Origin of the sequence: Sphingomonas sp. BK036, assembly GCF_004216825.1 — a bacterium.
GTDB lineage: Bacteria > Pseudomonadota > Alphaproteobacteria > Sphingomonadales > Sphingomonadaceae > Sphingomonas.
The window spans coordinates 565,332-590,479 of record NZ_SGXR01000005.1 but is presented as its reverse complement, the minus strand read 5'-3'; the positions used below and the strand labels follow the sequence as shown (position 1 = coordinate 590,479).

Genomic DNA, 25,148 nt, shown 5'->3' with positions numbered 1-25,148 from the left:
TCATTCCGGTCTAGAATTTCGCGCCTGCGCGCAGGCCGATCGTGCGCGGCGTGCTCGTGACGATATAGGTGCGCTGCGAACAGGTGCCGCATTGCTGGAAGCGCGACAATTGCGCGCGTTCGTCCCAGAGGTTCTGGACGAACAGCTCGAACGTGAAGTTCGACAGCTCGGCGCCGACCGAGGCGTTGGCGGTCGTATACGCCTTGAGCCGGCCGAAACTCGCCGCCTGTTCCAGCCGAATATCCGCCGCTGCCGAACTTTGATGCGCGACCAGCCCCTGGATATAGGCTTTCGCCGTCCCGACCGGCATGCTGTAGCGCGCGGTGCCGCTTGCCTTGAACCGCGGGGTGATCGGCAGGCGCGTTCCCTTGGGCGCGAGCACGTCGGTGCCGTCGCCGCTACAGACCTGCGTCGCGCACAGGTCGTTGCGGGTCTTGGCATCGGTATAGGCACCCGCCGCGGTGAGCGAGAGGCCGCCCGTCGCGTAGTTGGCATCCGCCTCGATCCCCCTGATCCGCGCGTTCGGCCCGTTCTGGATGATCGTGAAGCTGTTCAGCCCGAGGAACGAGAACTGGAACTTGTCCCACGCCTGTTGATAGATCGACGCGTTGAGCCGCAGCCGGTCGAACAATGTGGTCTTCAACCCCAGCTCGTAATTGGTCAGGAAGTCCGCGTCGTACGGTGCGACGTCGCCGCGACGGTTGATCCCGCCCGGCCGGAACCCGCGCGAAAAGGTGGCATAGGCCATGACCTTGTCGGTCGGCTTGTACGTCAGGTTGAACCGGTAGGTGGCGCCTTGCCCCTCCGTCTTCTTCGGGCGCAGCCCGGTGGTCGTGTATGTCGCCAGGTTGGTGCAGGGCGATCCAGATACCGCCGCAGGCAGCAGCGTGGAGGTATCGCCGCCGCTCAGATACGCCTCGCGCAAGGTCTGGCCATTCGCCAGATAGCAGCCCGCGACTCCGGTCTGGCTGCTGCCCGCGGCGTTGAACGGTGTCGCGCTATAGGGCCGGCCGTCGTCGGGATCGACCGCGGGATTGCGCCCGAACCCGTAGAAGCCGATCAGCAAATTGTCGTAGATATAGGCGCGGCCGCCCGCGGTCGCGGTCAGGTTCGGCAGGATGTCGAAGCTCGCCTCGCCGAACATCGCGTAATCCTTGTCGACTCGCTTCTGCTTGGTCAGCCACAAGGCGCCGGGCGAGCCGTTGACCGATACCGCGGTGCCGAGATTGGCGATCTGGTAATCCTGGAAAATCGCGTTCGTCTGGCGCTGGTAGAAGGCGCCGGCGACGATCCGGAACCGGTCCTCGACGGGCGATGCGACGCGCAGTTCCTGGCTGGTCTTCTTGAAATGATCGGTGCCGATGATCTTCTGGCGCGGATCGATCGTCCGCCCGGCATTGTCCTGGTAATAGAAATAGCCGGCCAGTCCGCCGACCGAGGAATAGGCGGAGTCATAGGCTTCGGCGTAATCGGTATAGTCGCTCGACGTGTATGTCTTCCGGTCGAGATACGCGCCGGCATAGGTCACGTCCCAGTTGCCCAGCTTGCCCTCGATCGTCAGCGCGCCCTGGATGAACCGATCGCGGCGGAATTCGGGGAAGAAATGCTGGAGCTGGAGGTCGCCGACCTTGGGGTCATAGCCATAGGTGCCGTGGTTGCGCTGTTCCTGGTACAGCACGGTGGGCGTCACGGTCCAGTTGCTGTCGAGATCGACCTTCAGCGCGGCGCGGCCGCCATAGGTCTCGGTGTCGTTATAGTTCTTCTTCACGAACGCGGCATTGTCGACGACCACGCCGCCATTTGCCGAGGTGCACGAGGTCGCGGTCGGCTCGGGCAGGTAGCTGCGGCAGCCCGCGACATTGTCGATATAGCCGGCGTCGCGCTGATAGAAGCCAACAACGCGCAGTGCGGCGGACTGCGACAGCGGCATGTTGAGCATGCCTTCGATCTTGCTGCCGACGCCGCCCGATTTGACGCTGTTCACCTCGCCGTCGACGCGCCCGTAAAAGTCGCTCGTGTCGGGCTTGTTGGTGATGATGCGGATCGTGCCGGCTTCGGACGAGGCGCCGTACAGCGTGCCCTGCGGCCCGGCGAGGCTCTCGATCCGCGCAATGTCGTAGATATGGACGTCGAGCGTGCCGCCGATCGTCGTCACCGGCTGTTCGTCGAGATACGTACCGACCGAGGGCAGCGGCCCCGAATGGTTGCCGTCGCCGCCCGACGCGACGCCGCGCATATAGACGACGGTCGATCCGGGCTGCGTAGTCTGGAACGATACCGACGGCAGCAGCTGCGTATATTGGTTGAAGTTCGAGATGTTCAGGTCGTCGAGCCGCTTGGTGCCGATCGCCTGGATGCTGATCGGGACCGCCTGGATATTCTGGTCGCGCTTCTGCGCGGTGACGACGATGTCGCCCTCATATTCCCCGGCCGTCGGCCCCGTCTCAGTCTGCGCGGCCGTTTCGGCCGCGGCGGTGTCGGTCGACGCCGTCTGGGCGAATGCGGGCGCCGCAAACGCGGCCGACGCCAGGAGCGACGCGACCCAAACGCGACGATCGAAAATATGCATGCCCGTCGCCCCCACGACGATTTATGTCGGCAGAGTGTGTTGCGGCGCAACAAAGGTCAAACAAAGCTTGATCGATGATGAATTAATGTGACGCGTCCGTGACGTTTTCGCCACGGGTCAGGTCGTGGCGGCGAGGCCCAGTGCCTTGCGCAGCGGTCCGAGCCACGCGTCATAGGGGCGCCAGGCATCGACGCCGTCGCGGTTGATCGGCCTGCGGACCTGTTCGGAACTGGCGGTGCGCACCGCGCGCTCGGTCTGGTGGAACGCGAGACAGGCGGGCTCGAATTCCAGCCCGCAGGCGGCCAGCAGCGCGCGGACCTCGACCTCGGTATCCGCGATCAGCGCTTCGTGATCGACGCGGTGGACCCGGCCGGGCAACACCGTGTCGACATGCGTCATCAGCCGAACATAGTCGGTATAGTAGCGGCCCATATCGTCGAGCGCATAACTGAACGCCTGGCCGCGCGCGTAATGCTGCTTGAAGTTGGAGAAGCAGCAATCGAGGGGCGCGCGGCGTGCGTCGATGATCCGCGCATTGGGCAGCGCAAGCTGGATCAGCGCGATATGCGCCCAGTTGTTGGGCAGCTTGTCGATGAAGAACGGGCGATCGGTGCGCCGCTGGATCGCGGCGCGGCCCAGATACTCTTCGCCGATGTCGCGCGCTGCGTCGGCGGACAACGTCGCCAGACCCTCGGGATAGGACGCGATCCGCCGTGCCAGCGCGGGCACGTCGGGCAGTTCGGTCGTCCCCTCGACCAGGCTGTGGCTCGCGAGGATCTGTTCGATCAGCGTCGATCCGGCGCGCGGCATGCCGAGCACGAAGATAGGGTCGGGCGCGCTCGATCCATAGTCTCGGCGGGCTGCGAGAAAATCGGGGGTGAGCAGCGCGATGCTGCGATCGACGAACGCCTGCGTCTCATCCGCGTCATACACCATCCGCGTCCGGCGCAGCGCATTGCCCGCCGCATAATGCGCGAAGGATCGCACCGGATCGCGCCGGTCCTCGAACGCCTTGCCGAGCGCGAAGTCGAGATGGAAGCGGTCCTCGTCGTCGATGTCGTCGCGCGCGAGGGCGGCCTCCACCGCCGCGATATCGGCCTCGTCGAACCGCACCGTCTTGAGGTTGGCGAGGCTCCACCACGCATCACCGAGCGTCGGCAGTAGCGCCAGCGCGCGGCGATACGCGGCGATCCCGTCGTCGCGGCGCCCGACGGTCTTGAGCATATGGCCATAGCTCAGCCACACGCGCGGCTGGCCCGGCGCATCGTGCAGGACCTTTTCGTAGAGCGCGATCGCATCCTCGAACCCGCCGAGCCGGCCGAGCGCGGCGGCCTTCAGGTTCGCGTGGCCCGGATTGTCGGGCTCGTCGGCGATCACCGCGTCGAGCAGCACCAGCGCCTCGGGCGCGCGGTTCTGGCGGTACAGCACGAGCGCGAGGTTCGCGCGCGCCGCGGTAAAGCCGGGCGCGAGTTCGACCGCGCGGCGCAGCAGCGCCTCCGCATCGGCGTAGCGCCCAATCCGCCCGGCCAGCTCCGCCAGCATGCGGATCGCGCGCGCGTCGAACGGGTCCTGCTTCAGATACGCCTTCAGCAGCGGCTCGGCGATATGGAGCTGGTTGTCGTGCAGCGCGAGCGCGGCCTGCATCAGGTCGCTCGGCCAGCGGGGATTTGGGGGAGGCGCCATCGCTGCCGACAGTCGCGACGCACAAGCCGGGCGTCAAGCCGTCCATAGTGGCGGCGCGGCGTCAGCCCCAGTCGGCGAGCTTGCCCAGCGCATCGCGGGGGAGCGCGGGCCCGAACCGGATGCTCTTCGGCCGCTCGGGACCCGCCAGCCGATCGGCGATCGCCTGGTCGATCTGCGCGGAGAGAAGGTCGGGATCGGCCGCGTCGTCGCCGACGACGAACGCCTTAAGCCGTCCGTCGCCGCCCAGCCGCACCGCGGCATCGGCCACGCCGTCGAGCGTCCGGAGCATAATGGCGACGCGGCCGGGCCAGACATTATGTCCGCCGACCTGCACCGCGCCGTCGCGCCGGCCAGTCGGGCGCAGGCCGCGATCGCCGATCCGCTCGATATGATCGGGCAGCGCATGGCGCCCGCCCTTGCCGTCGCCGAGCTGCCAGTCGCTGTCCTCGGGCAGCAAGTGCCAGCGCGGCAGCAGCGTATAGGCGGTCGCCGGCAGATCGCGCAGCGCGATGCCGCCGGTCTCCGACGATCCATAGATGTCGAGCAGCCGCGCGAGCCCGCTCGCCAGCAGGTCCGCGGCCAGCCGGTCGTCGAGCGCACTGCCCGAACTCACCCCGACGATGTCGGCCGAGAAACCGCGCGTCAGCCGGAGCAGCGCGCGCCACTGGTCGGGCACCGCGACGACGAGGTCCCCGGCCGCGAGATCGAGCGGGGTGCCGACCGTCCGCGCGACGACCTTCACGCCGAGCTCCGCGGGGAGCAACGCGGTCCAGATGATCCCGTAGAGGTGATGCGCCGGGACCAGCGCCACGACGCGGCGGCGGCCGGGGATCTGCGTCGCCAGAAAGGCGGCCTCGGCGAGCAGGTCGGCGATCGCGTGGCCGCACGACTTGGGTCGCCCGGTCGAGCCCGATGTCCGCACCGTCATCCGGCCGTCCGCCGCGGCATGCCCGCGCAGGATCCAGTCGATCCAGTCGCCGACCCGCACCGGCGGTTCGCGACCCAGGTCGCTGTCCTCGAGCCCGAACGTCTCTGCCAGCGCGCCAAGCGCGACGAGCTGTTCGATCGAGTCGAGCCCGAGCCCGTCCTCGCCGATCGGCTCCGCTTCGGGCCAGGTGTCGCGGTCGGCTGGCGTCGCGCCGGCCGTACGCCATCGCCGCAGTTCCGATGCGACCACCGCACACGCGATCCGGTGGACGGCGGCGCGCGAAAGGGCGGTCAACGCAGTGGTCACGCCGCGTGTGCGTCGGACCGATAGACCCGGTTGCGACCCGCGCGCTTGGCGGCATAGAGGCGCTCGTCCGCCAGCGCGATCAACGTATCGATCGACCCGCCCGCTTCGTCCAGCGTCGCGCAGCCCAGGCTCGCCGATACCGTCAGCAGGCCGCGCGGCGTGTCCACCTCGATCGCGCCGATCGCGGTGCGCATCGCTTCGGCCAGCCCGATCGCCTGGTCGTTATCGCGGCGCGGCAGCAGCGCACCGAACTCCTCGCCGCCAAGCCGCGCGAAGACGCCGCGCGGGGGAAGCAGCATGGTGCAGACCTCCGCGACGCGACGCAGGAGGATGTCGCCGACCGGATGCCCATGCGTGTCGTTGACCGTCTTGAAGTGATCGAGATCGAGCAGGATCAGCGACAGGGGCTGGCGCACCTCGCGCCAGTGGGTCTGCTCGCGTTCCATGATCTGGCTGAAATGACGCCGGTTCGACGCGCCCGTCAGGTGATCGCATGTCAGCAGCCGACGCATATCCTCCGCCGCGCCCTCGCGGCCCGGCACGTCGCGCAGGATCACCGAGAAGCCCGACGGGCGGGGATCGTCCTCATGATCGGAGCGCGCGACCACGAGGCGCTGGCACCAATAGCGTCCGCCATCGGCCCGCCGCTGCCAGCCTTCCTGGAGATGCCAGCCGTCGCGTCCGGCGATCTTAACCTGCTCGCTGAGCCGCAGCGCGGCCCCGGCCGGATCGGTGTCGAGCACGTCCGCCAAATTGCGGCCGGCCACCGCGGCGCAATCATAGCCGGTCTGCCGTGTGAAGCAGGCATTGGCCGACGTGATCAGGCCATCCGCCGTGATCGTGAGCGCGGCATATTCGTTGATCCCGTCGACCAACGTCGCGAACCAGCTGTCCGCCTGGCGCAGCCGTTCCTCCTGCACCACCTGCTCGCTGATGTCGGCCAGCGTCACCATCAGGCGGTCGACGCCCAGTTTCATCACCGTGCAGCCGAGCACCTTGGGCGCCTGCGCGCGACGGCCGGGACCGAGATCGACGAAGATCCGATGCCCGTCGCAGATCTTGCCAGTTGCCGGGACATAGTCCGCGACGATGCTGCGCAATTCGGGCGCATGCTCCTCCAGCGCCGTGAACAGGTTACCCGAATCGCGCGGGCCCGCGAGCGGCAGCAGATGCTGCATCGCGTGCGGGTTCATCATCACGATCTCGCCGGCGCGGTCGCACTCGATCAGCCCGACCGGGCAGGCATAGAGGAATTCGAGAAGCTGCTCCTCGCTCGACGTCCCGTTCATGCCGGTCGGCTCACCGTTCGATCAGGATGTAGCGTCGTGGCGCGTCAGGCTGCACGAGCAGGCGCAAGCGGACCTTGGTCGGCCGCATCCGCAAGGTAAGGACATAGGGCACGATCGCGTCGAGCACGGGTTCGTCGTCGAACCGCTGCGCCACCATGAAGTTGTTCATGCACTGCGCGACGGCATCGAAGAACGGCACCCCGATGACGGTCGCCGCGTCCAGTCCCGACATCCGGGCCTCGGTCGCGTTATAGGTCTGCACGACGGTGTCCGCCCCGAAGCCAACCACGCCGAACGGCAGCGCATCGCGCGCGTCGCCGCCCATCGATTCGAGGTCGTCGACCGAGATCGCATCGAAATTCGCTTGCGTATTCAACACTAACCTTGGCTCCCTCTACGGTCGGGTCATGCCTTGTGACCGTTAAACTTAGGCTAAGACGCTTGGCTAGGGCCGTCGCGCTCGATTGCCCGTAAACGTCGGCCCGCCGATCATGGGCCCATCGTCGGATCGCCTATCGTACAACACCGCCGGTCATTCGATCCGCAATCCCTGCGTCAGCGTCTCGAGCAGCGCGTTGACCTTGGGGGTGAGCTGCTTGCGCCTCGGCCAGACCAAGTGCAGCGGCAGCCCGACCGTCGCCAGGTCGGGGAGGATCTCGACAAGCTCGCCGCGGGCAAGTTCGTCCTTGATCAACCAGGTCGCGAGCTGCGCGATGCCGAACCCCGCCTTGACCGTTTCCACCTGCGCCTCCGCGCTGCCCAGCACGATCCGCCCGGTCATCGGACGGTCCTCGACGCGCCCGCCGTCGCGCGCGAACCGCCAGTTGATCGTGCTCCCGTCGCCGCGCCCGTAGAGGATGCAGTCGAACGCCTCGAGGTCGTCGACGCTGGCCGGGGTGCCCCGCCGCGCGAGGTAGGCGGGCGCGGCGCACCGGATGACGCGTTCGCTGCCCAGATAGCGATGACCCAGATTGTCCGGCCAAGGCTCCGATGCACCGATCCGGATCGCGACGTCGACGCCCTCCTCGACGATGTCGATCTTGCGGTCGGTGAAGGTGATGTTCGGCCGCACGTTCGGATGGCGCTCCGCAAAAGCGAGCAGCAGCGGCATCGCCTGCATCCGTCCGAACGCGATCGGCACGTCGACCTTCAGCCGCCCGACGATCTCCGACCGATGCGAGGCGAGCACGGCTTCGGCATCGGCAAGGTCGCCGAGCACGCGAACGCATGTATCGTAGAACGCCGCGCCGACATCGGTCAGAGTCAGCTTGCGCGTCGTCCGTTCGAACAGCCGGCTGCCCAGCCGGGCCTCGAGGCGGGCGACGCTCTTGCTGACAGCCGAATTGGTCAGGTTCAGCCGCGCGCCGGCGGCGGTGAAGCTGCCCGCATCGGCGCTGCAGACAAAGGCTTCGATGCCCTTCAGGCGTTCGGAGGGAATCACGGCGACGCTTTCATTATGGAAGTTTTGTCGCGTTATACGCGAATTAATGCCGCACGACGCTGGTTTTCGTCGCGCGTAGAGAGGGCGCCATACAGGAGTCTTGTCAATGTCGTCCCCCAGCCAATCCATCCATGCCGCGCCGCCGGGCAAGAAGTCCGCGGGGCATGGTCTCGCCGTGCTGCTGCTGGCGGTGTCCGCGTTCGTGATCGTCACGACCGAGTTCATCATCGTAGGGCTGCTGCCCAGCCTCGCGCGCGATCTCGGCATCTCGATCACCGTCGCGGGGCAACTCGTCACGCTGTTCGCCTTCACCGTGATGCTGGCGGGGCCGTTCCTCACCGCGATGCTGTCGCATTTCGAGCGCAAGCGGCTCTTCGTCGTGATCCTCGTGATCTTCGCCGGTGCGAACGCCCTGGCCGCCGCGGCACCCGATATCTGGGTCCTGGGGCTCGCCCGCTTCCTGCCGGCGCTTGCGCTGCCGGTGTTCTGGGGCACGGCGAGCGAAACCGCCGGCGAACTCGCGGGACCTGGAAAGGCCGGCAAGGCCGTCGCCAACGTCTATCTCGGTATCTCGGGCGCGATGGTGCTGGGGATTCCGCTCGGCACGCTCGCCTCGACCGCGTTCGGCTGGCGCGGGACGTTCTGGGGGCTTTCGGGTCTGTCGCTGCTGATGGCGGTGCTGCTGCTCGTCGTCATGCCGACGCTCGCACGCCCGGCCCGCGTCAAGCTCGCCGAACAGGCGCGCATCCTCAAGGATCCATATTTCCTCGGCAATGTCGTGCTGTCGGTGATCGTGTTCACCGCGATGTTCACCGCGTATACCTATCTCGCCGACACGCTCGAGCAGATCGCGCATATCCCGGCAGGGCAGGTCGGCTGGTGGCTGATGGGCTTCGGGATCGTCGGTCTCGCGGGCAACTGGCTCGGCGGGCAGTTCGTCGGCCGCGGCCCGCTGATGGTGACCGCGATCACGTCGCTGGTGCTGGCGGTCGGCATGGCTGCGACGACGTTGGTCGCAGGCTCGCACGTCTGGCTGGCGATCGCGCTTGCCGTCTGGGGCATCGCCAACACTGCGCTCTATCCGATCTGCCAGGTGCGCGTGATGCAGTCGGCAAGCCATGCGCAGGCGCTGGCGGGTACGCTCAACGTGTCGATGGCCAATGCCGGCATCGGCCTTGGCGCGATCATCGGCGGGTCGGTAATCCAGCATCTGGGGCTAGGCGCGGTCGGCTATGTCGCCGCCGCGATCGCGATCCTCGCGGTGCTGGTCACGCCGGTCGTGAACCGCCTCAAGAGCCAGGGTGCGAGCTGATGGACACGCATCCGGATGCGGTGGCAGCGGATCTGGCCGGACACGCCGCTTATGCGCGCGTGTTCCAGCCTGGCCGGCTGACTCTCGGCTTCATCGCCCCGCTCGAGGCGTATCCGGATGCGCCTTGGCCGACGCTCGCGGATCACGCGGCGCTGGCGCGCAAGGTCGATGCACTCGGCTTCGCGGCGATCTGGCTGCGCGACGTGCCGTTCTACGATCCGGGCTTCGGCGATGTCGGGCAGGTCCTCGATCCGATGGTCTATGCCGGCTGGCTGGCTGCGCAGACGACGCGGATCGCGATCGGTACGGCGGGGATCGTCCTGCCGCTGCGCGACCCGCTGATCGTCGCCAAGCAGGCGGCGAGCGTCGATCAGCTGCTCGGCGGCCGGTTCCTCCTCGGGCTGTCGACGGGCGATCGTCCGTCCGAATTCACCGCGTTCGACAGCGATCTCGGCGATCGTCCCGAACGCTACCGCGATGCGATCGGCGTCATCCGCGCGGCGACCGAACAATCCTTCGCCCGGCATGCGTCGGCGCATTACGGCACGCTCGACGGCACGATCGACATGGTCCCCAAGCCGGTCGGGCCGCGTTTGCCGATCCTCGCGATCGGACGCGCCGGGCAGACGCTGGAGTGGCTGGGTGCCAATACCGATGGCTGGATCTGGCACCTCAGCGACGCGCGGCGTCTGCCCGACGTGCTGGCCCGGTGGCGCAGCGCGACCGCGGGGGGCGCGTACAAGCCTTACGGCTATGGCGCGATGTTCGATCTGCTCGCCGACCCGGATGCGCCGCTGACCTATGCCGCCGGCGGCATCCGCAGCGGCCGCAACGCGCTGATCGCGCTGTGGCAGCGCCAGCATGACGAGGGCGTCGCCCATGTCGCGCTTAACCCCAAGCCGTCGCGGCGTCCGTTCGCGGACGTCGCCGACGAACTCGCGACGTACGTCCTGCCACATTTTCCGACCGACGCGCGTTAAGCCCCCCTCATCATCAGGATGTCCCCCATGCCCAAGGTTTCCACCACCACCGATTATGCCGCGCGCGACGCGAGCATCGCGATCAACAGCTACACCACCGTGCTGCGCCGCCCGCGCGTGCCGCACGACGTCTTCGCGACCTATTGGCGCGACGTCCACGGCCCGCTCTGCTCGCGCATCCCGGGCCTCGCCTGGTACGTCCAGAACCATCTCGACCGCGAACAGGACGCGCATCTGTGGCCGGTGATCGACGGTATCGCGCCGTTCGCGGACTATGAACTCGACGGCGGGGTGGAGATCGGCTTTGCGTCGAAGGCCGATCAGGACGTCTTCAACGCGGCCAGCCACATCCTGTTCGCCGACGAACAGAACATGTTCGCGGCCACCGTCGCCTATGCGCTGCCCGATGGGTCGCGCACGTTGGTCGATCGCATCGCCGATCCGATCCCCAATGGCGACGACGGCTTCGACCGCATCCATGTCCATATCGGCGCGGCGGGCAGCGACGCCGAAGCGTTCGGGACGTTCATGACCGAGTTTGCCCAGACGCTCGCCGCCGACGCTGCGGTATTGAAGCTGCGGCTGCACCTTCCGGATCGCTACGACAATGCCGAACCCGCCCCGCCAGCACCCAACGTCGATCACGAGGTACCCGCCGAGCGCGCCTTGATCGCGGTGCTCGAGCTCGCCTTCCAAAGCCCACTGACCCGCCGCGCGTTCTTCGAATCCGACACGTTCACCGCGACGCACGCTGCGCAGCAGGCGCATATCGCGCATGTCTCCGCATTCGCGGTCAGCGGCGTCTACACCTATGTCCGCGACAAGCAGCTGACCACCGCCGGACTGCGCGGCAGCCGTCAGGCGCAGCTGATCGAGCGGCTTGGGGCCAACAACCAGCTGGCCGACGACGTCCGCGGCCTGATGCACACCGGCACCGTCGACTAAAACCCGCGGATCGCGACCGGCTGTGTCCGTGTCATTGATCCGTCCCCGCGACGTCATCAAACTGTACCCCCGGCCGCATACCGGCTGGGGGGATGACCGCGGCCAACCTCACCACTGATCCCGCACCCGGCCGCCTCTGGCAGGGCTGGTCGCGGTTGCGCGCGCAGGTCGAACGCCTGACGCGCCGGGCCGATGGCGAGGATCTGCTGCATGATGCCTATGTCAGCATGGCGACCCTCGCCGCTGCGCCGCGCAACGACGAGGCGTTCCTCGTGCATGCCGCGGTCAACCGGGCGCGCGATGCGTTCCGGCGCGAGGCGGTTCGCGGGCATGGCGACGCGGCGGACTCGATCGACTGGCTGCGCGATCCGTCGCCGATCCAGGACGAGGTGATGATCGCGCAGGCGCGGCTCGCGCGCGTCCGCGACGGCATCGACCGCCTCAGTCCGCGGACCCGCGAGATATTCCTGATGCAGCGGATCGACGGCCATAAATACCGCGAGATTGCCGAGCGACTGGACATCAGCCAAAGCGCGGTCGAGAAGCACATGGCCAAGGCAATGAGCTTCCTGGCCGATTGGACGGAGGGTTGGTGAGTTTCGCGATGCCCGGCCGCCGCTCCCCGAACCCCGGCGATACGTCCCAAGGCGATGTAAACCGCAGCGCGGCCGAGTGGATCGCACGGCTCAACGCCGATGACTCCACCGCGCGAGACGCCGCCGACTTCCGCGCTTGGCTCGCTGCGAACCCCGATCACGCCGCGCGGTTCGAACGCGCCACCGACCTGTGGGACATTGTGCCGGGGACGGCGCCATCGCGCGCGCCCGTCACGCGCCGCCGCGCGATCGCGGGTCTCGTCGCGCTGACGGCAACCACAGCGGGCGGGACGATCGCGTTCCAGGCCGCGCATGCCGCGACTCCGTACGAGACGGGGATCGGCGAACAGCGGCGGATCGCGTTGCAGGACGGATCGTCGCTGCTGCTCGATGCGACGACCCGCGTGCGCGTCATCGCGACGGCCGCGCGGCGGCGGCTCTGGCTGGCGCACGGCCGCGTCGACCTGACCGTGGCGGCGCTGGCGGTGCCGTTCACGATCGACGCGGGGCAGGGGGACCTGACTGCGCAGGCGGGGCGGTTCGACCTGCGCCGCGACCGCGACGACCGGGTCGCGGTCACCGCGATCGAGGGCAGCGCGGCGCTGGGCGCGACGCGGCGGATCGAGGGGGGTGAGCGTCTGGCCCAGGGCCGGATCGATCGGCCCGACCTCGCCGCGACGCAGGCCTGGACCAGCGGCCGCGCGGCGTTCCACGACGATAGCCTCTCGACGGTCGCCGAGGAGGCGAACCGCTACAGCGCAACCCGGCTGGTGATCGCCGATCCCACAGTCGCCCGCCTGCGCGTCAGCGGCATGTACCGGATGGGCGACAATGTCGCGCTGGGCCGCTCGCTCGCGACGCTGCTTGCGGTGCGGGTGCGCACGATCGACGGCGCGGTCCTGCTCGGCGGATAAATTTCGCTGCGGGGGGTGGGGTAGATCGATCCTCGCCCGTCGAGGAGGTGCGGCACCATCGCCGCCTTCCTTGGGGGGATGAACACCGTGACGACCAATCGCCGGCGCCTGCGCCGTTCGTTCGTGCTGGGCGCCGCCTTCGCTGCGCTGTCGACCAGTTTTCTCGCCACCGCCGCCACCGCGCAGGCGCGTCCCGTGACCGTCCATCTCACCAAGCAGCCACTCGGCAAGGCGCTCGAGGCGCTCGCCCGCCAGAGCGGGACCGACATCCTGTTCACCCCCGCCGCGGTCGCCGGGATGACCGCGCCCGCGCTCAACGGCACGATGCTGCCGCACGCCGCGGTCGAGCGGCTGATCGCGGGCACGCGGCTGACCGTGCGTCGCGACTCCAATGGCGCGCTACTCGTGGCCGCGACCGTCGCTCCGCCGCAGACGGTCGCGAGCGCGTCGGGTCCCGATGACACCGGCCCGGCCGAAACCGCCGACGTCGTCGTCACCGGCTATGCGAGCAGCCTGACCACCGCACTCGCGCAGAAGCGCAAGGCGACCAACGTCATCGACGTCGTCAAGGCCGAGGATATCGGCAAGTTCCCCGCGCAGAACATCGCCGAGGCGCTCCAGCGCGTCCCCGGCGTCTCGATCGTCCGCGATCGCGGCGAAGGCGTGTTCGTCCGGATCCGCGGGCTCGGCGCCAATTTCCAGGTGGTGACGCTCAACGACCGGTCGGTCGCGGTGAACGAGAATGTCCGCGACAGCGGCCAGAGCGGTCGCCAGTTCCGCTTCGACACGCTCCCCTCCGAACTCATGTCCGCGGTCGAGGTGATCAAGAGCCCGCGCGCCAGCCTCGACGAAGGCGGCATCGGCGGCATCGTCAACCTGCGCACCTTCCGCCCGCTCGACCTGAAGAAACCGGTGCTCGCGCTGTCGGCGACCGCCAGTTCGCCGCGGCTCGCCGACGCGGTCGATCCGCGGCTGTCGGGCATGGCGAGCTGGGCGAGCCCGGACGGCAAGTTCGGCGCGCTGATTGCGGGCGTCTATGACGAACGCACCACGCGGCAGGACCGGATCACCGGCGTCGGCTGGGCGGACGGCAAGATCGACACCGACGGCAATGGCTCGCTCGACAGCGCGACGATCCTGATCCCCACCGCGATCCGCCCGACGCTCGAACGCGAGAATCGCGACCGGATCGGCATCAACGGTGCGGTCCAGTGGAAGCCCGACGACCGGTTCGAGCTGAACGTCGACGGGCTCTGGAGCCGGCTGAACGTCGCCTATGACGAGCTGACCTACTCCGCGGCGGACGGATCCAACCTGCCGCGCGGGATCGTGCCCGGCACCGCGGTGATCGAGAACGGCGTGCTGACCGGCGCGACCACGACCGCCTCGACCACGCAGATCGGTCGCGAGACGTCGGTGCTCCAGTACAAGAACTGGCTGGTCGGCACGAACGCCAAGTGGCAGGCGGGCGGCTGGACGATCGCCGCGGACGGCAGCATCGGCCAGGCCTATTCGAACACGCCACAGCCGATCTACCGCACCCGCCTGCTCGGCACGGTCGGCACGACGACGTTCGATTTCGGCAAGGCGGGCGACCGGCTGCCCAACGTCACGCTGCTGAACGCCGATCTCTCGAACCCGTCGCTGCTGCCCGGACGGCGGATCGAATACCGCGTCAACGACTCAAAGGACCGCGAGCGCGCGGCGAAGCTAGATGTGACCCGCGATCTGACCGGCGTGGTCAGCGCGCTGCATGCGGGCGTGAAATACCAGAAGCGCACGCGCGCTTATGATCGCCGCGACATCAACTTCACGAGCGGCATCACGGGCAAATATTTCGATGCGGGCTATTTCGTGCCGTTCCCCGTCGACGATTTCCTGCACGGTGCGAAGGGCGATCTGCCGACCAGCTGGGCGATACCCGATCCGGCCAAGTTCCTCGCCGCCGCCACTGGCAAGGAGGCGCTGCTCGCCGCCCCGCTCGCGCGCGGCGATCTGCGCAACAGCTATGCAATCGGCGAGGAGATCGTCGCGGGCTACGGCATGGCCGATTTCGCGTTCCCGCTCGGCGGCATCGCGGTGCGCGGCGATATCGGCGTCCGCTATGCCCGGACGCACCAGACCTCGTCGGGCTATGCCGATGACGGCAAGGTCGCGCTGCCCGCCAGCTACGACAAGACCTATGACAATTTCCTGCCCTCGCTCAATCTGGTCGCCGAGGTCTCGCCCGATCTGCAGATGCGGTTCGCCGCGTCGAAGGTCATCACCCGGCCATCGCTCGCCGATCTGGCGCCGCGCCTCACGATCAATTCGAGCCCGACCGTCCTCACCGCTGTCGGCGGCAATCCCGAACTGAAACCGTTCGAGGCGTGGCAATATGACGGCACCATCGAATGGTATTTCGCCCCCGGCAGCGCGCTGGTCGGCGGCGTGTTCTACAAGGACATCACGACCTTCGTGTTCCAGCAGACGCGCGACTTTGTGCTCGACGGACAGACCTATCGCCTGACCGCGCCCAAGAATGGCGGTGACGCCTATGTCGCGGGGATCGAGATCGCGTATCAGCAGCTGTTCAAGATGCTGCCCGCACCGTTCGACGGCCTCGGCGCGCAGGCCAACTACACGCACACCAAGACCGGCGGCACCTATGCGCTGGCGACCGGCGGCACGTTCCGCGATGCGCTGGTCGATGTCGCCAAGGACAGTTTCAACCTGACCGCCTTCTACGAGAAGGACCGCATCGGCGCGCGCGTCAGCTATAGCTGGCGGGGCAACGTGCTGCGCGACGTCGGCGGCGCGGGGCTCGCCGCCAACAACGACAGCGCGTTCGGCAGCCTCGATTTCGACATGTCGTACAAGGTGACGCCGAACGTGACCTTCGTCGTGCAGGGCATCAACATGGCCGGCGGCGTCCAGTGGCAATATGTCCGCGACAACCAGTTCGCGGGCTATACCGATTACGGCCGCACGCTCACCGTCGGCGTCCGGGCGAAATTCTGATGCGGATCGCCTCGCTCGCGGCCAGCCTCGCGCTGATCGCCTCGACCATGACCGCGGCGGGGGTGGCACAAACGCCACCCCCGCAAAAGGACAAGCTCGAACGCGTCGTCATCGTCATGCGCCACGGCGTCCGCAGCGCGATGTCGAGCCCCGAGGAGCTCGGCCGTTACAGCCGCCGCGTCTGGCCGCGCTTCGCGGTGCCGGCGGGGCATCTGACCGCCAATGGCGCGACGCTCGTGACGATGCTCGGCGGCTGGTACGCCGCGCACTACAGGCAGCTGGGCCTGCTCGGCGCGACCGACTGCGCAGTCTATTACTGGGCGAACCACACGCAGCGCACCGAGGCGACCGCGACCGCGCTCGCCGCCGGCCTGACGCCGCGATGCGCGGCGCCGATCCACCAGTCCGCGGCAGAGCCCGATCCGCTGTTCGAGGCGCCGCAGACCCCGCTCGCGCCGCTCGACGCCCCGCGGATGCTCGCGGCGATCTCCGCGCGGGTCGACGGCGATCTGGCGGCGTGGGACGCGCGCCAGACGCGCGACCGCGATCGGTTCGAGGCGCTGATGCTGCAATGCCGCCGCATCCCCTGCTCGTCGGCCGAGCGCGCGAAGGTCCAGCGCCGGCTCGGCGATACGCCCATCGCGATGCGGATCGACCACGGCAAACCCGATCTCACCTCGCCCAGCCTGCAGGTCGCCGGCATCGCCGAAAGCCTCGTGATGGCCTATGCCGATGGGCTCGCGTTCGACGGCTGGCGCGGGATCGATGCGGCGACGATCGGCCGCGCGCTCGTCGTGCACGGCGCGGGCATCGACCTGCGCACCCGCACCCCGGAGGTCGGTCGCCAGACCAGCAGCTATCTCGCGATGCGGCTGCTCGCGACACTGCAGCGCGGCGCCAGCGTTACCGCGCTGGCCGACCCGATCGGCGACGCGGAGAAGATCGTCGTCCTCAGCGGCCATGACGGGACGGTGACGATGCTCGCCGGCCTGCTCGGCCTCGACTGGACACTGCACGATTATGCGGCTGGCGAAGCGGCCCCCGGTGGCGGGCTCGTGTTCGAAGTCTGGCGGGCGGGCGCGACCGGGCAGCAGGTCGTCCGCATCCGCTATGTCGCGCAAGGGCTCGATCAGATGCGTCGCCGCACGCCGCTGTCGATCGACGCACCGCCCGAGATCGCCGAGATCCGCATCGCCGGTTGCGGCGATCCGTGCCCGTTGTCGGACTTCACGACGCACCTGCTCGCCAGCGTGTCGCCGGTCGCGCCGCACTGACTGCCGCCCGCACGTCGTCTTGCACTAGCCTGGACGCGTCAGCCTGCTAGGCGGGGCGACATGCTCAACATCCGCAGCGGAACCAGTATCGTCGAGGTCGACGGGGTCAAATATGAATGGCAGCTCCAGCGTGAGCCGCAATGGTCGGACGCCGACGGGTGGAAGGGCATGATGGTGTCGCTGGTGCAAAAGGATACGCAGCGCGCCGCGATCCTGGAGTTTCCCCCACCGATGCGGCTGCTCAAGGGCCTGCAGCGCGGACGACTCCAGGTCAGCGACGCGCTGGTCGCGCGTGGCGTGCGCGCGGCGCTGGGGGCCGGCTGGGAACCCGAATCGCGCGGCAAGCCGATGGTCTTCACGGTCGACGCCGACGGCAATTGACGCGCCGCCGGGACAGCGCGCGCTGACGAGTCCGGCCAGGATCGATCGAGTCGATCGATTGCAGTCATCCAGATTCCCCGTTTCGGAAGCTGCGACCGCTCGACCAAAGGACCCGTCTTGCCGCACGTCCTGTGCGGGCACGCGTCGCCGTACGCGTGCACAGACAGAGGGTCCCGATGAAGAACTTGAACAGCCGTCAGGCGATGGCGGCGATGCTGCTTGCTGCCGCCTCCACCAGCGCCCTCATGGTTCCGGCCACCGCGCAGACGATGCCGGTCGCCGACACGCAGGCCGAGACCCGCATGACCACCGCGGCCGCTCCGGTCAGCGCCGGCAAGCCTGCACTCGCGCAGGCCGGTGTCGCCGGAACCGTCGATGCCAAGGGCGACGCAGGCAGCGCCGCCGCCCCGCAGATGACCCGCGACAATGGCGCGCCGATCGGCGAGAACCGCCACTCGAAGGCCGCCGGGGATTTCGGCCCCGTCTTGCTCGAGGACACCACGCTGATCGAGAAGCTCGCCCGCTTCGACCGCGAGCGTGAGCCCGAGCGGGTCGTCCACGCCCGCGGCACCGGCGCGCACGGCGTTTTCACCGCGACTGCCGACATCTCCAGCATCACCAGCGCCTCGCTGTTCGCGGCAGGCAAGCAGACGCCGGTGTTCGTCCGCTTCTCGACCGTGATCCATCCGTCGGGCAGCCCCGAGGGGATGCGCGATCCGCGCGGCTTCGCGACCAAGTTCTACACCGATCAGGGCAATTGGGATCTCGTCGGCAACAATTTGCCGATCTTCTTCATCCGCGACGCGATCCAGTTCCCGGACATGATCCATTCGTTGAAACCCTCGCCGGTCACCAACAAGCAGGATCCCAATCGCTTCTTCGATTTCTTCTCGGCCACGCCCGAGGCGACCAACATGCTCGCCCACGTCTATTCGAACCTCGGCACGCCCGCGTCGTACCGCACGATGGACGGCAACGGGGTCCACGCGTTCAAGCTGGTCAACGCCAGGGGCGAGACGGTGTTCGCCAAGTTCCGCTGGATCAGCCGGCAGGGCGTGAAGAACCTCAACGGCGCGCAGGTCGCGACCGCGTCGTGGAACTATCTGACCGACGATCTCTATGGCGAGATCGCGAAGGGCGATTTTCCCGTCTGGGATCTCATGGTCCAGACGATGAAGCCGTCCGAGTTCGCCAAGCTCGATTATAACCCGTTCGACGATACCAAGGAGTGGCTGGGCGTGCCGTTCCGCAAGATCGGCGAGATGACGCTCAACAAGGTACCCACCAACTTCTTCGAGTTCACCGAGCAGTCGGCGTTCGCGCCCGCCAACATGGTGCCGGGGATCGAGGCGTCGCCCGACCGCATGCTCCAGGGGCGCCTGTTCTCCTATTCGGACACGCAGCGTCACCGGATCGGCGCGAACGTGATGCAGCTGCCGGTCAACCGGCCGCTCGCCAGCGTCGTCAACAACAACCAGGACGGGCAGCTCGATCACGCCACGCGGACGTCGGACGTGAATTACTTCCCGGCCGCGACCGCCGCGAAATCGACCGATGCCCGCTACCGTGCCTCGACCTATGCGGTCGATGCGATGGTCGACGCCAAGCCGATCGCGAAGACCAACAACTTCGCGCAGGCGGGGGCGTTCTATCGTGCGCTGACGGCACAGGATCGCGCCGATCTGGTCACCAACCTGGCGGGCGATCTCAACGTCGTGACCTCGGCGCGGACGAAGACGATCATGGTCAGCTATTTCTACCAGGCGGACCAGGACTTCGGCACGCGCCTCGCGACCGCGGTCAACGTGCCGATGGCGGACGTTTCGCGCGCCGTCGCAGAGTATCGCGCCGCCAACCCGGCGCAGACCACGCGTCGCTAAAACGGGGCAGGGGGCGCGGCGAGATCCGCGCCTCCGACCTCGTCGATCAGGAAACGAAACCTAAGATGCTGATATTCTTCGCCGCGTTCGCTAGCCTCGGTGCACCGCAGGCCGCGCCTGCCACCACGCCAGTTGCGCTGCCATCGCCTGAGCGCCGCCAGCAATTGCTGTTCGACGCCGCCCGGCTAGGCCGCCCCGACATGATCGATCCGCTCGTCAAGGCGGGTGCGGACATCAACGCCTATGACGATCGCGGTTTCACACCGGTGATCCTGGCCGCGTATAACGGGCAGGCGGCGACCGTCGATGCGCTGATCGCCAAGGGCGCGAACGCGTGCCGCCCGGACCGCGATCAGGGCAACACCGCGCAGATGGGCGTCGCCTTCAAAGGCGAGGACGCAATCGCCGCGCGCCTGCTAAAGGCGGGCTGCGACGTCAATGCGCGCAACAACGCCGGCCAGACCGCGCTGATGATGGCCTCGCTCTTCAACCGCACGCGTCAGGTCGACATGCTGCTGGCCGCGGGTGCCGATCGCACCATCCAGGACGCCGCAGGGCGGTCCGCAAGCTCGGTGGCGGCGGACCAGGGCAACGCCCCGATGGCAAAGCGCGTCAAGCGCTGAGCCACCAAACCCTGCCGCACGTGCCACCGGCACGTGCGATCTTACGACGGGGCCGCGGTAGCTGACGGGTACCGACTTCGGGCACGCAGCCGTTGCGATCTCCGGTGACCACGCGCGTCGACAGGGACGCCTAAAGCGTCCCTGTCCAGATCAGTATTTCACGCGCAGGCGCGTGTAGTAGAAGCCGCCGTTGAACCCGAACGGGCCACCTCCACGGGGATAGACCTGACCGTCGGACGTGCCGCCGGTGAGCGGGTAGAGCTGTACCGTGCTGTTCGCGGCGAGCCGGTCGGGATGCTCGTCGGTGAAGTTCTGCGCGCCGATCGACAGCGTGAATTGCTCGGCGAAGGTGTAGCTCATCTCCAGATCGGTGACGAACTTGCCGCCGAAGACCTGGTTGGGCGTCGCCCCGGTCACGACGCCGTTGGTGACGATGTTGGTCACGCCGTAATCCTGCGCCGCGGTGAACGAGCTGTAGTAATTCTCGCGGACGTTGAAGCTGAAATTGCCCAGCGCCCAATTGGCGTTGAAGACGATACGATGCTTCGGCGCGAGGTTTTCCGCATCGATCAGGATTGGGAAGTTGATGACGCGGGCATCATAGTCGGTGACCTTGGTCTTGTTGTAGTTATAGGCGAGCGTGAAATTGAGCTGCGCCTCGCTCAGCTTCGTCCGGTAGGTGCCGACGACGTCGATGCCGCGGGTCCGCGTCTTGAAGCCGTTGGTGAAATACTGCACCTGCCCGTCGATGCCGACGGCTTGCAGCGAGGGTTGCGCCGCGAGGTCGTCGGCGTCGACGATGAACGGCGAGGTCAGGCCGATGCGGTTGCGCAGGTCGATCTGGTAGCCGTCGACCGTGACCGTGAGACCGCGGACCGGCTCCAGGATGACGCCCAAGCCGTAATTGGTCGATTTTTCGGGGGTCAACGGCTCCGCCCCGTAATATTGCGCGGGTGCGCTGCCGACCGGATAGGTGCCGGCCTGGAACGCGTTGCCGCCGTTGAACGACGTCGTCACGATCGAGACGTTCGACTGGCCCGGCGACGGTGCGTGGAAGCCGGTACCGACGCTGCCGCGAACCGAGAAGCCTTCGACGAACTTGTAGAGCGCGTTGACCTTGCCGACCCAGGCGCTGCCGAACGTGTTGTAATGCTCGTACCGCCCCGCTGCGCCGACCGTCAGCGCATCGGTGAGATCGGTTTATAGACCGACATAGGCGGCATAGGCCTTCTGGTCGAAACTGCCCGCGGTGGCCGGGCTGGTGCCGGCATAGCCGCTGGCGCCGACGCCTTGCGCCGCGGTCGTGCCGGAGAAGGTGTACACCCCCGGCGCGGTCTGCGTGTAAAGTTGCTGCGCGACGGCATAGGGGCCAGCGCTATAGGATTGCAGGTCGCCCGCGGTCTGTTCGTAGGTTTCCTTGCGGAATTCGCCGCCTGCCGAGATCGTCAGCGGCGCCGCCAGTCCGACCTCCGCCGCATAGGTGAAGTCGGCGTTGAAGTTCACCTCCTTCTGGATCAGGTCGCCAAAGTCGAAGCTCGTCTGCGTCGCCGGCCCGTAGGAGAAGTTGGCCGAATTATACATCGACAGAGACAGCTTGTTGCGCGCCAGCGTGCCCGAGAGGTCGTAGGTGAAGGCGCCGCTCGTGCCCTTGTAGCCCAGCACGCCATAGAGTTGCTGCGTCTTGCCGACGAAGCGCGGCGTGAAGCCGGCCGGATACAGCTGCCCGAACTTGAACGTGTTGCCGTCTCGCACGAAGCCGCCGCTCGGGCAGGTCGCGTTGCCGGCGGGGCAGGGGGTGAGAAAAAACGTGTTGTTGAACGCGCCGTTCGCGCCCTGGTTGCGCACGACGCCGTTCGTGTCGACCGCGGTGCTGCTCACCGGGGCGCGATAGTTGAAGCTCTGGTTGCCCTTGCTCTGCGCAAAGTTGCCGAAGAAATACAGCTTGCTGTCGGGCGTGACGTTGATTGCGGCATTCAGCACCGACTTGAAACCATGCGAGGGCGAATTGCCCCAGATCTGCACCGGCAGCGGATAATTGGGCAGCTGCGATGCGAGCGCAGGGAAATTCTGCGCGAAGTTCGCCGCCGACGGGCGAGTCCGGCCACGGCTGGTCTGCCCCTCGTCGACATATTCGCCGGTCGCGTTGATGAAGCCCCAGTCGCCCTTGATGCCGGCATTGCCCGCGATCTGGTAGCTTTCGCCGTCGCCCGCATAATATTGGCCGACACGGCCGACCAGTTCGATACCCTGATCCTCACGCAGGCCGTAGTTCAGCACGCCCGCGATCGCATCGGAGCCATATTGCGCGGTTGCGCCTTCGCGCAGCACCTGCAAATTGCCGATCGCGAGCGACGGGATCGCCGAAATGTCGGGCCCCTGCGCGCCGCGGCCGAGCCCGGTGTCGCTGCCGCCATAGACCTGCACCAGCGCCGACCGATTGTAGCGCTTGCCATTGAGCATCACGAGGACCTGGTCACCCGACAGCCCGCGCAGCGAGGGCGAGCGCACGAAGGTCGACGCGTCCGAGATCGAGTTCTGCCCGGCATAGAAGGAGGGGACGATGTTCTTCAGCGCATCGATCATGTTCGCAGCAGGCTGCGTCGTCAGGTCGGCTGAGCTGATGATGTCGACCGGCGAGGGCGAGTTGGCGAGCGTCCGGTCGGTGCGTCGCGTACCGAGGACGAGGATGTCGCCGGCCGGTTCATCCTCGACGGGTGCGGCGGCTTGCGGCGTCGTGTCCTGCGCCGGCGCCGGCGCCGGCACGGCGTCCCGCCCCGCACCTGCGACGGCGGCATAAGCCGGGGATCCGGACAGCAAGGCGACCGCCATTGCGACGGTTGAGGTCGTGTATTTCATTATCCTAAGCCCCTTTAAAAGTAGCCGTCAGGATCCGCCCCTAATGCGACCTCGCTTTGGACCGCCGATTGCGTTCGGCTTGGTTGCGAGTGTCTTTGTAATCGGTGGCGCGCGCGCGGCGCGGCTCGGCCTGCGCGCTGATGAGCCCAGCTGTCCGCGGTAAGGCGTGAGGCAGCGGGCGCTGTACGGAGAGATCCGTCGAACCGGCGGGTCGCGCGGCGGATCGCACGCGGGCCAAACACCCATGGATGAAAAGCTGATGGATGAAACGGGGATTGCCGGCGGGGATTGCCGTGAGGGTCGCCGACCCGCGCATCAACCCGCTGCGACGCGTCGTAGTGCCGGGACGGCGATGGGAGGACAGACGGCAAAGCGCAACTCGAACCCCCTTTCCGGCATAGCGACGATGCGCTGCGATCCCCACCGAGGGATCACTCCGCGGGAAACAATATTGCAACAATTCGCCATAGTGGGGGTATTATTACAATCTAAAATGCGTCCGTACTGAACGGTTCTGATGTTTTGTTGCAATTTTATCTCAAGCCGTGGCGCCTGTCAGGCTACGCCGTTCAGCGTGCCGTGCGTTGGGACAGCACCACGTGCGCAACAAAAAGGGGCTTCCGTCCTGGGACGGAAACCCCTGCGTCACGCTTGCCTATCTAGCTCGGTCGGGGAGGCGCCGAACTTGGACGCCCCCATCAATCGGCGGCCAGGTCAGCTGATATGCACGGCCTTGGTGATCAGATGCGCGGCGATGCCTTCGGGACCATCCTCGGATCCATGGCCGCTTTCCTTCACCCCGCCGAACGGGCTGTCCGGATAGCTCAGCCGGACGTTGTTGATCGCGATCATGCCGGCCTCGATCGCATCGCCCAGTATGTTCTGGCGACGGCCATTCTCGGTGAAGCAATAGGCCGCGAGCCCGAACGGCAGGCGGTTGGCCTCGGCGATCGCCTCGTCGTCGGTCCCGAAGCGGCTGAGCAGCGCGAGCGGCCCGAACGGCTCCTCGTTCATCGCGCGCGCCGACAGCGGCACGTCGGCCAGCACCGTCGGCTGGAAGAAGAAACCACCCTGGCCGCCATACTCACCGCCCGCGAGCAGCTTGGCGCCGTGGCTGGTCGCGTCGCCGACCAGCTCGGCGATCGCATCGGGGCGGCGGGCATTGGCCATCGGGCCCATCTGGCTTGCCGAATCCATGCCGTCGCCGATCTTCAGCGCGCGCGTCCGCCCGGCAAAGCCTGCCGCGAACCGGTCGTAGATGCCGTCCTGGACATGGAAGCGGGTCGGCGCGACACAGACCTGCCCAGCGTTGCGAAACTTGTGCGCGACCAATGTGTCGAGCGTCTTCTCCAGATCGCAATCGTCGAACACCAGCACCGGGCCGTGCCCGCCCAGCTCCATCGTCGTGCGCATCATCGTATCCGCGGCCAGCTTCATCAGCGCCTTGCCGACCGGCACCGATCCGGTGAAGCTCAGCTTGCGCGTGATCGGAGAGGCGAGCAGCTGGCGCGACACCATGTCGGGCACGCCGAACACGCACTGCGCGACGTCGCCGGGCAGCCCCGCATCCTGGAAGCAGCGCATCACCTCGACCGCGCTGCCCGCGGTTTCCTCGGACGGCTTGATGATGATCGAGCAGCCCGCCGCCACCGCAGGGGCGATCTTGCGCACGACGTTCATGATCGGGAAGTTCCACGCGCAGAACGCGGCGACCGGCCCGACCGGCTGGTGCAGCACCAGGCTGCGCGAACCCGACGGGCGCGAGAGTACGCGGCCATAGATGCGCTGCGCCTCGGCCGCGTGGAAATCGAGCAGCGCGGCCGCGAACGCGACCTCGCCCTTTGCCTCGGCCTGGATCTTGCCCTGTTCGAGCGTGGCGATCCGCGCGATGTGATCGCCGCGCTCGCGCAGCAGTTGCGCGGTCCGCACCAGGATCGCCGCGCGCTTCTCGGGCGGCGTCGCGCGCCACGCGACGAACCCGCGCTGCGACGCCTCGAGCGCGCGATCGAGATCCGCGGCGCTCGCGAGCGGCAGTGCCGCCTGACCTTCGCCGGTCGCAGGGTTGAGCACGTCGCGGGTATCGCGGCCTTCGCCGCTCAGCCACTCGCCGGCGATATACAGGCCGAGCTTGGTATCATAGGCCGTCGTCATGGGTCGTCTCCGTGGTTGAC

Annotated in this window: 18 protein-coding genes and 1 pseudogene; 10 read left to right on the top strand and 9 right to left on the bottom strand. The window is 67.5% G+C overall.

What is annotated here, in order from left to right:
* Nucleotides 1-10: 10 nt before the first annotated feature.
* The 6 genes from EV283_RS12715 to EV283_RS12690 form a co-directional block, all read right to left on the bottom strand.
* Nucleotides 11-2,569 (bottom strand): TonB-dependent receptor, encoded by a 2,559-nt coding sequence (locus EV283_RS12715; protein ID WP_130325846.1) that lies wholly within the window; start codon nucleotides 2,567-2,569, stop codon nucleotides 11-13.
* A 117-nt stretch (nucleotides 2,570-2,686) separates the two neighbouring features.
* A complete protein-coding gene (locus EV283_RS12710) occupies nucleotides 2,687-4,252 on the bottom strand; it encodes a sulfotransferase (RefSeq protein WP_242615950.1) in 1,566 nt (521 codons plus the stop codon).
* Between the two features lie 61 nt (nucleotides 4,253-4,313).
* Nucleotides 4,314-5,474, bottom strand: coding sequence for an AMP-binding protein (locus EV283_RS12705; RefSeq protein ID WP_130325844.1), 1,161 nt, complete (start codon nucleotides 5,472-5,474; stop codon nucleotides 4,314-4,316).
* Between the two features lie 8 nt (nucleotides 5,475-5,482).
* A complete protein-coding gene (locus EV283_RS12700; protein WP_130325842.1) occupies nucleotides 5,483-6,775 on the bottom strand; it encodes a sensor domain-containing diguanylate cyclase in 1,293 nt (430 codons plus the stop codon).
* A gap of 10 nt (nucleotides 6,776-6,785) precedes the next feature.
* Nucleotides 6,786-7,154, bottom strand: a complete 369-nt coding sequence (locus tag EV283_RS12695) for a phosphonate transporter (RefSeq protein ID WP_242615949.1) — start codon at nucleotides 7,152-7,154, stop codon at nucleotides 6,786-6,788.
* 153 nt (nucleotides 7,155-7,307) lie between these two features.
* Nucleotides 7,308-8,216: a LysR family transcriptional regulator gene (locus EV283_RS12690; RefSeq protein WP_130325840.1), complete on the bottom strand. Its 909-nt coding sequence runs from the start codon at nucleotides 8,214-8,216 to the stop codon at nucleotides 7,308-7,310.
* Nucleotides 8,217-8,322: 106 nt separating this feature from the next.
* Between EV283_RS12690 and EV283_RS12685 the strand changes: the two genes are divergently transcribed.
* From EV283_RS12685 to EV283_RS12640, 10 genes are all read left to right on the top strand, one after another.
* Nucleotides 8,323-9,528 carry an MFS transporter gene (locus EV283_RS12685; RefSeq protein ID WP_130325838.1) on the top strand — a complete coding sequence of 402 codons (1,206 nt, stop codon included), beginning with the start codon at nucleotides 8,323-8,325 and terminating at the stop codon, nucleotides 9,526-9,528.
* Nucleotides 9,528-10,508, top strand: coding sequence for a TIGR03571 family LLM class oxidoreductase (locus EV283_RS12680; protein ID WP_130325836.1), 981 nt, complete (start codon nucleotides 9,528-9,530; stop codon nucleotides 10,506-10,508). Before EV283_RS12685 ends, EV283_RS12680 begins: the two co-directional genes overlap by 1 nt.
* A gap of 27 nt (nucleotides 10,509-10,535) precedes the next feature.
* Nucleotides 10,536-11,453: a hypothetical protein gene (locus EV283_RS12675; protein WP_130325834.1), complete on the top strand. Its 918-nt coding sequence runs from the start codon at nucleotides 10,536-10,538 to the stop codon at nucleotides 11,451-11,453.
* A 92-nt stretch (nucleotides 11,454-11,545) separates the two neighbouring features.
* Nucleotides 11,546-12,049 (top strand): RNA polymerase sigma factor, encoded by a 504-nt coding sequence (locus EV283_RS12670; RefSeq protein WP_130325832.1) that lies wholly within the window; start codon nucleotides 11,546-11,548, stop codon nucleotides 12,047-12,049.
* Nucleotides 12,046-12,963 (top strand): FecR domain-containing protein, encoded by a 918-nt coding sequence (locus EV283_RS12665; RefSeq protein ID WP_242615948.1) that lies wholly within the window; start codon nucleotides 12,046-12,048, stop codon nucleotides 12,961-12,963. The genes EV283_RS12670 and EV283_RS12665 overlap by 4 nt, the downstream gene beginning before the upstream one ends.
* Nucleotides 12,964-13,050: 87 nt before the next feature.
* Nucleotides 13,051-15,963 (top strand): TonB-dependent receptor, encoded by a 2,913-nt coding sequence (locus tag EV283_RS12660; protein ID WP_242615947.1) that lies wholly within the window; start codon nucleotides 13,051-13,053, stop codon nucleotides 15,961-15,963.
* Nucleotides 15,963-17,237: a histidine-type phosphatase gene (locus EV283_RS12655; RefSeq protein WP_207223124.1), complete on the top strand. Its 1,275-nt coding sequence runs from the start codon at nucleotides 15,963-15,965 to the stop codon at nucleotides 17,235-17,237. Before EV283_RS12660 ends, EV283_RS12655 begins: the two co-directional genes overlap by 1 nt.
* Before the next feature lie 60 nt (nucleotides 17,238-17,297).
* The gene (locus tag EV283_RS12650; RefSeq protein ID WP_056415468.1) at nucleotides 17,298-17,618 is read left to right on the top strand and encodes a hypothetical protein; all 321 of its coding nucleotides are present in this window, start codon (nucleotides 17,298-17,300) and stop codon (nucleotides 17,616-17,618) included.
* Nucleotides 17,619-17,794: 176 nt separating this feature from the next.
* Entirely contained in the window at nucleotides 17,795-19,498 is a 1,704-nt protein-coding gene (locus EV283_RS12645; protein WP_278044215.1) for a catalase, read from the top strand.
* A gap of 65 nt (nucleotides 19,499-19,563) precedes the next feature.
* Entirely contained in the window at nucleotides 19,564-20,121 is a 558-nt protein-coding gene (locus EV283_RS12640) for an ankyrin repeat domain-containing protein (RefSeq protein WP_130325828.1), read from the top strand.
* A gap of 150 nt (nucleotides 20,122-20,271) precedes the next feature.
* On the opposite strand, the pseudogene EV283_RS19470 reads toward EV283_RS12640, so the two are convergent.
* From EV283_RS19470 to EV283_RS12630, 3 genes and pseudogenes are all read right to left on the bottom strand, one after another.
* Nucleotides 20,272-21,306 (bottom strand): annotated as a pseudogene (locus EV283_RS19470) (TonB-dependent receptor); the annotation flags it as partial.
* 15 nt (nucleotides 21,307-21,321) lie between these two features.
* Entirely contained in the window at nucleotides 21,322-22,977 is a 1,656-nt protein-coding gene (locus EV283_RS19465; RefSeq protein WP_242615946.1) for a TonB-dependent receptor, read from the bottom strand.
* A 714-nt stretch (nucleotides 22,978-23,691) separates the two neighbouring features.
* Complete coding sequence (locus EV283_RS12630; protein WP_130325826.1) at nucleotides 23,692-25,128, bottom strand: NAD-dependent succinate-semialdehyde dehydrogenase; 1,437 nt, start codon at nucleotides 25,126-25,128, stop codon at nucleotides 23,692-23,694.
* Nucleotides 25,129-25,148: the final 20 nt, after the last annotated feature.

Coding starts and splice junctions, on each gene's coding strand:
- EV283_RS12630 (WP_130325826.1), bottom strand. CDS start 25,128: ATGACGACGGCCTATGATACCAAGCTCGGCCTGTATATCGCCGGCGAG.
- EV283_RS12670 (WP_130325832.1), top strand. CDS start 11,546: ATGACCGCGGCCAACCTCACCACTGATCCCGCACCCGGCCGCCTCTGG.
- EV283_RS12700 (WP_130325842.1), bottom strand. CDS start 6,775: ATGAACGGGACGTCGAGCGAGGAGCAGCTTCTCGAATTCCTCTATGCC.
- EV283_RS19465 (WP_242615946.1), bottom strand. CDS start 22,977: ATGAAATACACGACCTCAACCGTCGCAATGGCGGTCGCCTTGCTGTCC.
- EV283_RS12715 (WP_130325846.1), bottom strand. CDS start 2,569: ATGCATATTTTCGATCGTCGCGTTTGGGTCGCGTCGCTCCTGGCGTCG.
- EV283_RS12675 (WP_130325834.1), top strand. CDS start 10,536: ATGCCCAAGGTTTCCACCACCACCGATTATGCCGCGCGCGACGCGAGC.
- EV283_RS12650 (WP_056415468.1), top strand. CDS start 17,298: ATGCTCAACATCCGCAGCGGAACCAGTATCGTCGAGGTCGACGGGGTC.
- EV283_RS12680 (WP_130325836.1), top strand. CDS start 9,528: ATGGACACGCATCCGGATGCGGTGGCAGCGGATCTGGCCGGACACGCC.
- EV283_RS12685 (WP_130325838.1), top strand. CDS start 8,323: ATGTCGTCCCCCAGCCAATCCATCCATGCCGCGCCGCCGGGCAAGAAG.
- EV283_RS12645 (WP_278044215.1), top strand. CDS start 17,795: ATGAAGAACTTGAACAGCCGTCAGGCGATGGCGGCGATGCTGCTTGCT.
- EV283_RS12640 (WP_130325828.1), top strand. CDS start 19,564: ATGCTGATATTCTTCGCCGCGTTCGCTAGCCTCGGTGCACCGCAGGCC.
- EV283_RS12710 (WP_242615950.1), bottom strand. CDS start 4,252: ATGGCGCCTCCCCCAAATCCCCGCTGGCCGAGCGACCTGATGCAGGCC.
- EV283_RS12655 (WP_207223124.1), top strand. CDS start 15,963: ATGCGGATCGCCTCGCTCGCGGCCAGCCTCGCGCTGATCGCCTCGACC.